We start from the raw sequence: 12,228 nt of genomic DNA on the forward strand, positions 1-12,228 counted from the left end.
AACGGTTTACAGATGACTAAGCTGGCTGAGTGGACGAATGACGACGCCAGCGGCGCTCAGACGTTCACGCAGCGTGCGTGCAATAGCCACACCCTGTGGGTTATCGCCATGGACGCAAATGGTGTGCACGGGCATCGGAATTTTGACCCCGCTAATCGTACGAATGGCTTGCTCTTCAATCATTTGCAGCGCGCGACTGGCGGCTCGTTCGGGATCATGAATGATGGCATCCGGGAGGTGTCGCGGCAGGGTCAGCCCGTTTTCGCCGTAGCTACGATCGGCAAACACTTCGCAAGCGACGCGCAGTCCGGCCTTGCGTGCCGCGCGTTCTGTCGCGTTGTGTGGCGTCGTGACCAGCACCAACTGGCGATCCACGGCGTGAATCGCGCTGACGATGGCTTGCGATAAGGCATCGTCGGTAAAGGCCTGGGTGGCCATCGCGCCGTGCAGTTTGACGTGAGTCATGGCATGCCCGCAGACCCGCGCCACGGCCTGCATCGCCCCCAACTGATAGACCACCATTTTGCCAACGTCCGCCGGGCTATCCCCGGTAATGGTGCGTCTGCCGAAACCCCAGAGGTCAAGAAAGCCGGGATGGGCGCCGACGTCCAGCCCGCGTGCTTTGGCGTGGGCAACGGTGCGGTGCATCACCAGCGCGTCGCCGGCGTGAAAGCCGCAGGCGACGTTGGCTGAGGTCACCAGATCCAACATGGCGTCATCGTCGCCAACGCTGAACTGGCCAAAACTTTCACCCAGATCAGAATTCAGGTCCACTTCTTGCATGATTGCTCCTCGAGACACTTGGTATACCAAATGCATGCAATGAGAATGCCAAAGGGTTGAAACCACAATTACGCCGCTGGCGAGTGCGCCGATGAGCGAATGTTTAACCAGGAGAGAGTGAGCAGATGAAACCATCGATCAAAGCAGGCTGTCTGACATTGGGCCTGTTGACCATGAGCTATAGCCTGTCCGCCAGTGCGGATGAGCTCTATTTTGCCAGCTGGGGTGGCGCCTACCAGGACGCGATCCGCGAAGCCTGGCTGAAGCCCTTCAATAAAGAAACCGGTATTGATGTTGTCGAGGATACTGACCCGCAGGTCAGTAAACTGAAAGCAATGCAGGATACCAATACCGTCTCATGGGATGTGGTGACGGAAAACAGTTCACGCTTGGCCCGCGGCATTAAGCTGGGCGTCTTTGAAAAGATCACCCCTGACATGGTCAACCAGCAGCACGTCATTCCCGGCGCGCGCAACGATTACGGTGTCCCGTCTGAAATTTTCTCCACCCTGATTGGCTTCTCCAGCCAGGCCTTCCCGGATGGCAAGCCGCAGCCGAAAACCTTCGCGGATTTTTGGGATGTGAAGAAATTCCCCGGTAAACGCACCCTGCAGGATGAGCCGGCCACGGTTATTGAAGCGGCGCTCATTGCCGACGGGGTGAAGCCGGAAGATGTCTATAAAACGCTGAGCACGCCGGAAGGGGTCGACCGGGCGATGAATCAGATTAAAAAAATCAAACCCTACGTGGCGAAATGGTGGAAGAGCGGCGCGGAGCCGGTGCAGGCGCTCTCCAGCGGAGAAGTGGTGATGGCGCTGGGCTGGAACGGTCGCTTCCAGTCGGGCATTGATTCCGGTGTTCCGATCAAAATGTCCTGGGATGATTCCGTCGCGCAGGTTGGCTACTTTGCTCTGGTCAAAGGGGCGCACAACCGTGACGCGGCGCTGAAACTACTCAACTACATCATTACGCCGCAGCACCAGGCAGAGTTCAGCAAGTACATCGCCTATGGCCCGACCACCGGCGAAGCGATGCAGTATATCGATAAAACGCGCCAGCAACGTCTGCCCTCTACCCCCGAACGGCTGCAGCACACCCTGTTTATGGATGCCGGATGGTGGGACAAAAATGGCCCGGCCATTATTGAGCGCTACAACCAGGTACGTGCGCAGTAACGGCATGCGAAACATGAGTTGATTCAGTGAGTAACTGGGCGGGCGAGGGGCCTTTGACGGCGCCTCGTCCAGAACGGAGTGTGTTATGGTGGCAACGATATTGACCGACAACCTTACCCCATCCCGGCGGATCCGATGGCCCGGGCTGGCCCTCGTGGCGACGCTACCGTTGCTGCTTTTTTTACTGCTGTTTTTTGTCTGGCCGATTGCCGGGCTGCTTAAGCAGGGGTTCCTGGTGGAGGGGCACTTTAGCCTCGATAACTATCGCCACTTATGGGATACCCCGATTTATCGCATCGTTCTGGAGAACACATTTGTTATCGCGGTAGCGGTGACCATCGGCTGCATTGTGATGAGCTATCCGCTGGCCTGGCTGATGGCGTCAGTACGCCCGGCAATGGCGAAGCTGCTGTTTTTCGCAGTATTGCTGCCGTTCTGGTCCAGTGCCCTGGTGCGCACCTCGGCATGGATCGCGCTGCTGCAGCAAAACGGTCCTCTGAATAATTTGTTGATGACCCTGCAAATTACCTCGCAGCCGGTCGCTTTCCTCTATAACTTCACCGGCGTGCTGATTGGCATGGTGCACGTCCTGATGCCCTTTGTCGTCCTGCCGCTCTACGCCTCATTCCGTTCGCTGGACAGCTCGTTGCTGCAGGCGGCGCAGAGCCTGGGGGCGGACTCGTTGAGCGTTTTCACCCGCATTATCCTGCCGTTAACCCGTCCGGGTGTGGTCGCCGGCGCGGTTATCGTCTTTATGAACGCCGTCGGTTATTACATTACGCCATCGCTGATGGGCGGACCGGCGCAACGTATGGTAGCGGAGCTTATCTCGCACAATATTACCGATGAGCTGAACTGGGGGATTGCCGCCGCGTTGGCTTGTGTACTGCTGATCACCACCCTGGTGGCGCTGTGGCTGTTTAATCGTCTGTTTGGGCTCGATAAGCTGATGGGCGGCTCCAGCGGTAAAGGCAGACAGTCGGTTGTGGTGGCGCAGCGCAGCGGTGGTGGGCGCATCAGCGCAGGCGCCGGCGTGCTGGTGGCGCTGTTTCTTATTCTGCCGATTGTGGTGGTTATCCCGATGAGTTTCGGCACCGCCAGCTTCCCCACCTTCCCACCGGCAGAGTATGGCGTGCGTTGGTACGTCAACTTTTTCAGCGATCGTAAATGGATGCTGGCGCTGGGCGAGAGCGTCCGGATTGGCCTGATTGTTACTATTCTGTCGATGGTGCTGGGGGCGACCGCTGCGCTGGGGATCCATAAGCTAAGCTCGCCGCGCAAAAGCTGGCTGGAGACGTTGTTTATTGTCCCTATGTCGGTGCCCGCTATCATTACCGCGGTCTCGCTCTATTATCTGTGCGGCCCGCTGGGGTTGATCAACAACTCGGTGGCGCTGATCCTCGGCCATACCGTACTGGCCACACCTTATACCTTCATTACCTTGCGCGCGGCGCTCAAAGGATTCGACCCCAGTCTTGAGCTGGCGGCCTATAGCCTGGGGGCAAAACCCTGGCAGATGTTCCGTCGGGTGATGTTGCCGATTCTGCTCCCCGGGATGATCGGCGGCGCGGTGTTTGCCTTTGTAACCTCCTTTGACGACGTGGTGATGTCGCTGTTCCTGACCACTATCCGTAATCGCACCCTGCCGAAGCTGATGTATGAAGGGCTGGCGTTCGATTTCGACCCAACGGTGATTTCGGCGTCCTGCGTACTGATCGCGGCGACGGCGGGGATCCTGATTTTTCAGAGCCTGGTAAAACGTAATGGAGGCAAACATGCGTCAAATGCAGGGTAAAGATGTCACTCTCAACGCTATTCGCAAGACCTACGGTTCAACGGTGGCGCTGCCGCGTATCGACCTGCAGGTGGCACGCGGCGAGTTCTGTACGCTGCTGGGCGCTTCCGGTTCCGGTAAAACCACGTTGCTGAAAGTGATTGCCGGGTTTGAACATCCCGATGGCGGCAGCGTTCACATTGCCGGCAAGGATGTGACCCGCGAGCCGATATCCGATCGCAACATCGGCATGGTGTTCCAGAACTATGCGCTGTTTCCGCATATGTCAGTCTTCGAAAACGTCGCCTTTCCGTTGCGCATGCGTCGCCTGGCGAAGGTGGATATTGAACGCCGGGTTGGCGAGGCGCTGGCGCTGGTCAGTCTGGATGCCTATCACAAGCGCTCGCCCGGCGAGCTCTCCGGTGGACAACAGCAGCGCGCCGCGCTGGCCCGGGCGCTGGTGTTCAATCCGGATATTTTGCTGATGGACGAACCACTCGGCGCGCTGGATAAAAATTTGCGCCAGGCGATTCAGATCCAGATTAAACAGCTACACCAGGAGCTGGGGCTGACGGTGGTGTTTGTCACCCACGATCAGGAAGAGGCGATGAACCTCTCCGATCGCATCATCATTATGGATAAAGGTGAGATTGTCGGGGATGGCTCTCCGCAAAGTCTTTATCGCCAGCCGGATAGCCGCTTCGTCGCCGGTTTTCTGGGCGAGTGTAATTTTATCCCCGGCGAGCACCACGGGATGCTGGGCATTCGCCCTGAGCATATCCTGGTTGGACGCGCCAGCGAGAAGGCGGTGTGGCGCGGTCAGGGCACTATCGTAATGGCGACCTTTTGCGGCCTGCACTGGAAGTTGTTGATTAGGTATCAGGAGCAGATGGTGGTGGCCTATGCGCCGGTAGATCTTCCTGCCGCCGAACGTCTCTCAGGCCAGCCTGTCAGCTTCGGCTTTCAGCCGGAACTGGCGATGACCTTCAGGGAGTCTGCGTGAACGGCTATCCACGTTTTATTACCGTCGGGGAACAGGCGCTGTTAGTGGAATTTGGTGAGCGCATTGACGACCAACTGAATGCGCAGGTGCTGGCGCTGGCCACGGCACTTAACGGCACGATCGGGGTCAGCGAAATTATTCCTACCTATCGCTCCCTGAGCGTGGTGTTTGACCCGTTAACGGTCACCGGCGCTGCCCTATGCGAGCAGATTACGCTGGCGATCGCGCAGCTTTCCACGATGCAGTCTGCGCGTCGGCGCTGGCGGGTACCGGTGTGCTATGGCGGCGACTATGGCGAAGATCTGTCCGCACTGGCTCAGGGGCACGGTCTGAAGCCGAATCAGGTGATTGATCTCCACAGCAGCGCGCGCTATCGGGTGTATATGGTGGGTTTTATGCCAGGCTTCGCTTATCTCGGTGGGCTGCCTGAAAAACTGCATACTCCGCGACGGGCCTCGCCGCGGGCGATGACGCCCGCCTCCAGCATCAACATTGGCGGCCAGCAGACGGCAATCAGCTCGGTGCCCGGCCCCAGCGGCTGGCACCTTATCGGCCGGACGCCGTGGCGTTCCTTCGATCCTCGACGTCAGCGACCCTTTTTGTTTCAGGCCGGGGATGAGGTTGGCTTTGTGCCCATTACCCCGGCTGAGTTTGCCCGCCTCAGCGACGAGTGTCGCGCGGCGGACTGGTACCCTGAGCCGGAGGTGGCGTGATGCGCTGGCTGGAAGTCATCTCCCCGGGGCTACTGACCACCGTGCAGGATCGGGGGCGTCATGGTTTTGCCCATCTCGGCGTCCCGGCATCGGGGCCGATGGACCTGATTGCGTTTCGCTTAGCGAATGCGGTGGTCGGAAACGACGCGGAATGTGCGGCGCTGGAATTAACCGCTCTGGGCGGGCGATACCGGGTGATGGGCGGCGAATGCATCTTGTGCCTCGGCGGAGCGGTCGAGGCGCAGGTTGAAGGGCGGGTGCTGGAACCCTGGGTTGCTCACCGGTTGGCAGAAGGCAGCGAATTGATGATTGGTCGCCTGCAGCGCGGACTACGTGCCTATCTGGCGGTGGCCGGTGGCGTGGACGTCGTGCCGGTGTTAGGCAGTCGCGCTACGCTGACCCGCGCATCGCTGGGCGGCCTGGAAGGACGTGCGCTGGCAAAAGGCGACCGGCTGCCGCTGGGGGCGCCGAGTGATATCGGCCGTCGTCGCTGTTCGCACGCGCAGCTGACGTCGCTGTACAGCAGCGGCCCGCTGTGTGTGGTGATGGGGCCGCAGCAGGCGGCATTTACCCAAGCCTCGTTGCTGACATTTTTACATGGCCGCTATCGAGTGAGCGTTCATGCGGATCGGATGGGCTATCGGATGGCGGGGCCCGTGCTGGCGCACCTGCACGGGGCCGATATGGTGTCCGATGCGGTGGTGCCGGGCAGCATTCAGGTTCCCGGAAATGGTCAGCCGATTATTGCGCTGCACGATCGCCAGACCACCGGCGGGTACCCGAAAATTGCTACGGTCATCGGGGCGGATCTGCCGCGCGTCGGGCAACTGAGACCCGGGCAGAGCGTGGCGTTTCGTGCGATCGCCGTCGCGGAAGGCGTTGCACGCTGGCGGCGTTTGCAAGAGGGCATCGCCGCCTGTTTACAGCATATTCAATCAACGGAAGTGAGCTGGCTATGAGTGAAACACAGACTGATGTAGACCATATTTTCCTCAATCCTGGCAGCGAGGATCTGACAGAAGCGACCTACCGGCAGCTTCTGGAAATGATCCAGCAGGGACGGATCCCTCCCAATACGCCGCTGCAGGAGCGGGCGCTGGCGGCAGCGCTGGGCGTCTCGCGCACGCCGCTGCGTGAGGCCTTCAGCCGTCTGGTCGGAGGCGGTTTTGCGACCCGGGTCGGACGCGGGCAGCTTGTGGTGAAAGAGCCCACGCTGCGCGAATATCTGGAGATCCTGCAGCTGCGCATTTTGCTTGAAGGGGAAGCGGCATTTGCCGCCGCGACCCGTATGCCAACGGCGCAGGCGCAATCGGTGATTAGCGCCCTGACGGCCCACCGCCAGGCGCGGGATTTTTCCGCCTCTGAGAACCACCGTATCGACAACCTGGTTCACCAGACCGTGGCGGCCCACTGCGGTAACGCCATGCTGGAGAGCATGATTTTTGATTTACGTATTAAGGCGCGCACGTTTGACCAGAACGGCACCGTCGCGCGTTTCGAACCTGGCTGTCAGGAACATATCGCGCTCATGGAGCGTATTCACGCCGGTGATGCGTCAGGGGCCAGAGAAGCGATGGTCTTCCATCTGACTCAGGCGCGGGCCGGTATTGTGGCCCGATTTACGGCCATTTGAGTAGAGAAGACGACTCATGAACACACTGAACGAACAAGCTAACGGGGTTTACATTATTTCCGCCACGCCGTTTACCGACAGCGGGGAGCTGGATTTAGCCAGCGCGGACAGCCTGACCGACTTCTATCTCGAAAAAGGGGTTAGCGGCATCACCATCCTCGGCATGATGGGGGAGGCGCATAAGCTCACCGAAGAAGAAGCGCTGAGCTTTATGCAACGGGTCCTGGCACGGGTGAACGGGCAGGTGCCGGTGGTGGTGGGCGTCAGCCACGCCTCTCACCGCCACGTGGAGCGTCTGGCGAAAACGGCGATGGATCAGGGCGCGGCGGGGGTCATGCTGGCGCCGGGCCCGAATCTGACCACCGATCCGCAGGTCGAACACTATTTTATGAGCGTGGCACAACTGCTGGGTAAGGACGTGCCCATTTGCCTGCAGGACTTCCCGCAATCCACCAAGGTTCACACCTCGGTTCCGGTGATGCTGCGTCTGATTGAGGCGTTGCCGCAAATCGTGATGCTGAAACATGAAGACCTGCCGGGCATGCGCAAACTTAGCCAGCTCCGTCGCGAGAGTGAGGCGCTGGGACTACGCCGTATCAGCGTGCTGGTGGGGAACGGCGGGCTGTTTTTGCCGCAGGAGCTGGCGCGCGGGGCCGATGGCGCGATGACTGGTTTTGCCTGGCCAGAAATGTTAGTGCAGGTGTGCCAGGCCTATGCCGAAGGGGATCCGGCACGCGGCGAGGATATTTTCGATTGCTACCTGCCGTTGCTGCGTCATGAATTCCAGTACGGCATTGGTCTGGGGCTGCGCAAAGAGGCGCTGCGTCGGCGCGGGGCGATCAAAAGCGCCGCTGTCCGCCAGCCGGGACCGGTTCTGGATAGCATCGACCTGCAGGAGCTGAGCGGACTGATGGCTCGCCTGGAACGTAAACTCGCAGACAAAGGGCTGAACTGATGGATTTTATGATTGGCGGAAAAACAGCGCTGGTGTGCGGCGCGGGCAGCGGTTTAGGGCGTGCCATAGCTCAGGCTCTGGCCGCTGAAGGCGTAAAGGTAGCGGTGACCGGGCGCAATGAACAAAAGCTGGCACAGACGGTGGCGCTGATTACCGAGGCCGGTGGGGAAGCCGAGGCCTGGCCGCTGGACCTGGCAGCGCCGGAAACCTTTGACACGGTCCTCGGTGCCATCCGTCAGCGCTTCGGCGCTATCAGCATTCTGGTGAATAACTCAGGCGGCCCGGCACCTTCTACCGCTTCTGGCGTTGACGCGGTGATTTGGCAGCAGCAGTTCAACGCGATGGTGAGTTCATTGATTCAGCTAACCGATAAAGTGCTGCCCGACATGCGTGAGCAGGGCTGGGGGCGCATTATCACCAGTACCTCTTCCGGCGTGGTTGCACCGATTGCCAGGTTGGGGGTGTCGAATACGCTGCGCATGGCGCTGGTGGGCTGGTCAAAAACGCTGGCTGCGGAGGTCGCTGTCAACGGGATTACGGCGAACGTGCTGGTGCCGGGGCGTATTGCCACCGAACGCGTGGGTCAACTTGATGCCGCCCGCGCCGGACATGAAGGCGTGAGCGTTGAGACGGTGCGCAGCAACAGCCAGCAGACGATCCCGGTCGGGCGCTACGGTCGCCCGGACGAGTATGGCGCGGCGGCCGCATTTCTGGCCAGTCAGCAGGCGTCGTTCATCACCGGCAGCGTGTTGCGGGTTGATGGCGGCATGATCCCCTCTCTGTAACCTGGAAAACGCCAATGAATGAGGTTATGCACGCAACCACGTTGGTGATCCGTGACGTGTTGCTGTTTGATGGCGGCGACGAGCCACCGGTGCCAGCGGATGTGGCCATCGCCGATGACGTGATTACCGCCATTGGCGCACCGGGCTCACTGACCGGGGAGCGTACCGTCGAGGGGCGCGGTCTGGCGCTGGCGCCGGGGTTTATTGACGTCCATACCCATGATGACCGGGCGCTGTTAATGCCGGGGATGATGAATGCGAAGCTCTCCCAGGGCGTGACGACGGTGATTACCGGCAACTGCGGCCTGAGCCTGGCTCCGGCCCAGATGGCGAGCGTTCCCGCACCGCTGGATCTGATCGCCACCCCTGAGTGGCTGCGTTTTCCCCATTTCGCCGACTATCTGGCGGCGTTAAGCACCAGCGGCATCGCCGTTAACGCCGCCTGTATGGTGGGGCACACCACGTTGCGTGCCAGCGTGATGGGGGATGCGCTGGCGCGCAGTGCCAGTGACGATGAGTGCGCCCGGATGCGGGAACTGCTTGAAGCCTCCCTGGCCGCCGGCGCGTTTGGCTTCTCGACCGGGACCTTTTATCCGCCCGCCCGGGAAGCAACGATTGATGAGATTGTCACCGTGGCCGAACCGCTGGCGCGTTACGGGGCATTCTACGCAACGCATATGCGAAACGAAGCGGAAGCGGTGCTGGAGTCGCTTGAGGAAACCTATGAGATTGGCCGTCGCTTGGGGGTAAGGGTATTAATCTCTCACCATAAACTCGCGGGGGTGAAAAACCATGGGCGTTCGCGGGAGACGCTGCTCAGTATTCAGGCGGCTCGTGCCCGCCAGCCGGTTTCGCTGGATTGCTACCCTTATAACGCATCATCCACGACCCTGAACCCGGCCTTTATTGCCCGTGCGGCAAAAGTGCTGGTGAGCTGGTCGACGCCTTATCCGCAGCAGGCCGGGCGACTGCTGGCCGATATCGCCGCCGAATGGGGTATCAGCGATGAGGCGGCGGCACAGCGGCTGATGCCCGCCGGTGCTATCTATTTCATGATGGATGAGGGCGACGTTCAGCGCATTCTGGCTTTCCCGCCAACGATGATCGGCTCTGACGGTATGCCGCATGATGAGCACCCGCACCCGCGCTTATGGAGCACCTTCCCCCGCGTGCTGGGTCATTACAGCCGCGAGCTGGGGCTGTTCCCGCTGCACACGGCGGTCCATAAGATGAGCGGCCTGCCCGCTGCGGAGCTGGGGATTACCCGTCGCGGGCGGATTGCCGTCGGCAATTATGCCGACCTGGTGCTGTTTAACCCGCAGACGGTGCAGGATAGCGCTACGTTTGCGCAGCCGCGTACCCGCGCCGCGGGCATTGAGAAAGTATGGGTCAATGGCCAGCTGGCCTGGGCCGACGGTGACATCCGCCATCAGCGCGCGGGGCAGGTGATTCGCCGGTAAAACGAGCCGCTCACCGTGTCGGGTCCGCGTTGATGGCGTGACATCGGTGAGCGGCGAATATCAGCGGTCCGGGAGCACGGCGTCGAGAAAATCGTTCACCGTCTGCATGCATAACGCACGCTCTTCCACATGGGGCATATGGCTGGATCCTTCGAAAATAGTCCAGCGGACGTCGGGAATGTGGTCCATAAAAGGCTGTACGACTTCCGGCGTGGCCTCGTCGTAACGCCCGGAAATCAGCAGAACCGGAACCCGGATTAGCGCCAGACGGTCGATAATGGTCCACGCTTTCATGCTGCCAATAACGTGAAATTCGGTGGGGCCGTTCATCGCGTGATATACCGTCGGGTCGGCATCCATGGCGTCAAAGGTGCGCCGCACTTCCGCCGGCCAGGGATCGAGGCGGCAAACGTGGCGCTGATAAAACACCTGGCTTGCCGCTTTATACGCCGCGCTGTCCAGCGTACCTGCCGCTTCATGCTCCAGGAGTGTCTGCTGGACCCCGGCGGGCAGCTGCGCCCGCAGGGTCGCCGCCCCCTGTAGCCACAGCGCCATTGAGGCCGGAGAGTTGGCGATAACCAGCGCCTTTAACCCCGGTGGTTGCGTCACGGCGTGCTCTGCGCCCAGCATTCCTCCCCACGACTGACCAAGCAGGGCGTAATTATCGGCAATCCCCAGGTGCTGTAGCAGGTTGGTCAGTTCGTCGAGAAACAGCGCCGGCTGCCAGAAGTCGGCGGGCTGCTGCGGAAGGTGGGTCGAACGCCCGTTGCCTAACTGATCGTAGTGGATCACCGCCCGCCCGCTGAGGGCGATATCGCGAAACGCATCGACATAATCATGCGTACATCCCGGTCCGCCGTGGGCAACCACCAGCGGCGTCAGCCCGCTATGGCGATCGCCGCAAACACGAAACCAGGTTTGATACTGTCGAAACGGTGCATAGCCTTCGCTAATGGTGTACATGAATGTTCTTTACCCTGCTCAGTGGACCGGCTTTCAGGGTAAAGGGTGGTCACCGCGGCTGAACACTAGCAAAAATGCTAGTTCTTAACTGTCGAGCAGGCGGTAGTGCAGGGCGCGAACCACCGCCTGCACGCGGTTACTGGCCCCCAGTTTTTTCGCAGCGGTATTCAGATGCAGGGTCACCGTTGCCACCGAGCGATGCAGCTTGCGGGCAATCTCTTTCGCGGTAAGCCCCTCGGCGGACCACGCCAGGCATTCACGCTCGCGGTTGCTCAACTTCACGTGGCGACAGGTCAGCATGGTGCTGTCGAACAGCGGGAAGGCGGACTCCTGAAACTGGTGGGCCAGCAGCATCAGCTGTGCAAGGGTCGCGGTGATTTCCCGCTCCTGACGCTGGCCGGTGTGGATGCCGGTGAGCGTCACAAACCCGCCGTTAGGCAGATGCAGAGGAACCGTGGCGCCACAGGGCATATTGTGTTCGCGCATATAGTCGGTAACGGCGGCGGTGTCGGTGTCCAGCCTGCCGCGCAGCATGCTGTTATCCGGGCGTTGATAGGACCAGACAAAAGGTGCGCAGCTCGCCAGGGCGCAGTGCTGCACCGGATCCTGCTGGTAATAGCCGCGTTCGCACCACAGCTGGCGCATATCTTCCGGCACGTTGCACATTTTCAACAATGACGGCGTAATCAGCTCTCCTTCCAGCGAGCGCGGAACCGGCGTGTAGTCGTAAATGACCGCATCGAATCCCAGAGTACGGGTTTGCTGAAAAAGCCCGCCGAATGCCTCATCCAGGCTGGTCGCCCGGGCGCTGCCGGGGCGTTCAAACTCCAGTCGCATAAAACCCCCTTCAGGTTAAAACGAGACCCGCGACGGGCACGATTTGTGCAAAACCGTCCGGTGCTCGCTCAATGGTATGCAATTCCGGTGCCGTCCCGACGCGGCGTAAAACTAGTATTTTTGCTAACTGTTCAGCTTCCGGCGTTG

Annotated in this window: 12 protein-coding genes; 9 read left to right on the forward strand and 3 right to left on the reverse strand. The window is 60.4% G+C overall.

Translation table 11 applies throughout. The features are described 5' to 3' along the window. Positions 1-6: 6 nt before the first annotated feature. Entirely contained in the window at positions 7-783 is a 777-nt protein-coding gene (locus ACMYSP_RS20820) for a LamB/YcsF family protein (protein ID WP_434583941.1), read from the reverse strand. Between the two features lie 125 nt (positions 784-908). Between ACMYSP_RS20820 and ACMYSP_RS20825 the strand changes: the two genes are divergently transcribed. From ACMYSP_RS20825 to ACMYSP_RS20865, 9 genes are all read left to right on the forward strand, one after another. After that, positions 909-1,958: an ABC transporter substrate-binding protein gene (locus ACMYSP_RS20825; protein ID WP_434583942.1), complete on the forward strand. Its 1,050-nt coding sequence runs from the start codon at positions 909-911 to the stop codon at positions 1,956-1,958. Between the two features lie 85 nt (positions 1,959-2,043). Further along, positions 2,044-3,753, forward strand: coding sequence for an ABC transporter permease (locus ACMYSP_RS20830; RefSeq protein ID WP_434583943.1), 1,710 nt, complete (start codon positions 2,044-2,046; stop codon positions 3,751-3,753). Further along, complete coding sequence (locus tag ACMYSP_RS20835) at positions 3,734-4,735, forward strand: ABC transporter ATP-binding protein (RefSeq protein WP_434583944.1); 1,002 nt, start codon at positions 3,734-3,736, stop codon at positions 4,733-4,735. Before ACMYSP_RS20830 ends, ACMYSP_RS20835 begins: the two co-directional genes overlap by 20 nt. After that, complete coding sequence (pxpB, locus tag ACMYSP_RS20840; RefSeq protein ID WP_434583945.1) at positions 4,732-5,448, forward strand: 5-oxoprolinase subunit PxpB; 717 nt, start codon at positions 4,732-4,734, stop codon at positions 5,446-5,448. The genes ACMYSP_RS20835 and pxpB overlap by 4 nt, the downstream gene beginning before the upstream one ends. Further along, positions 5,448-6,407 carry a biotin-dependent carboxyltransferase family protein gene (locus ACMYSP_RS20845; RefSeq protein WP_434587210.1) on the forward strand — a complete coding sequence of 320 codons (960 nt, stop codon included), beginning with the start codon at positions 5,448-5,450 and terminating at the stop codon, positions 6,405-6,407. The genes pxpB and ACMYSP_RS20845 overlap by 1 nt, the downstream gene beginning before the upstream one ends. After that, on the forward strand, positions 6,404-7,081 hold the full coding sequence (locus ACMYSP_RS20850; protein ID WP_434583946.1) for a GntR family transcriptional regulator: 678 nt from the start codon (positions 6,404-6,406) through the stop codon (positions 7,079-7,081). Before ACMYSP_RS20845 ends, ACMYSP_RS20850 begins: the two co-directional genes overlap by 4 nt. 16 nt (positions 7,082-7,097) lie before the next feature. Then, positions 7,098-8,036, forward strand: coding sequence for a dihydrodipicolinate synthase family protein (locus tag ACMYSP_RS20855; protein ID WP_434583947.1), 939 nt, complete (start codon positions 7,098-7,100; stop codon positions 8,034-8,036). Further along, entirely contained in the window at positions 8,036-8,821 is a 786-nt protein-coding gene (locus ACMYSP_RS20860) for an SDR family oxidoreductase (protein ID WP_434583948.1), read from the forward strand. The genes ACMYSP_RS20855 and ACMYSP_RS20860 overlap by 1 nt, the downstream gene beginning before the upstream one ends. A 14-nt stretch (positions 8,822-8,835) precedes the next feature. Then, positions 8,836-10,281 (forward strand): N-acyl-D-amino-acid deacylase family protein, encoded by a 1,446-nt coding sequence (locus ACMYSP_RS20865; RefSeq protein WP_434583949.1) that lies wholly within the window; start codon positions 8,836-8,838, stop codon positions 10,279-10,281. A gap of 60 nt (positions 10,282-10,341) precedes the next feature. On the opposite strand, the gene ACMYSP_RS20870 is transcribed toward ACMYSP_RS20865, so the two are convergent. Next, positions 10,342-11,244: a proline iminopeptidase-family hydrolase gene (locus ACMYSP_RS20870; protein WP_434583950.1), complete on the reverse strand. Its 903-nt coding sequence runs from the start codon at positions 11,242-11,244 to the stop codon at positions 10,342-10,344. Between the two features lie 84 nt (positions 11,245-11,328). Then, positions 11,329-12,081 (reverse strand): helix-turn-helix transcriptional regulator, encoded by a 753-nt coding sequence (locus ACMYSP_RS20875; protein WP_434583951.1) that lies wholly within the window; start codon positions 12,079-12,081, stop codon positions 11,329-11,331. Positions 12,082-12,228: the final 147 nt, after the last annotated feature.

Source organism: Klebsiella sp. R390, assembly GCF_051131745.1.
Lineage (GTDB): Bacteria > Pseudomonadota > Gammaproteobacteria > Enterobacterales > Enterobacteriaceae > Klebsiella.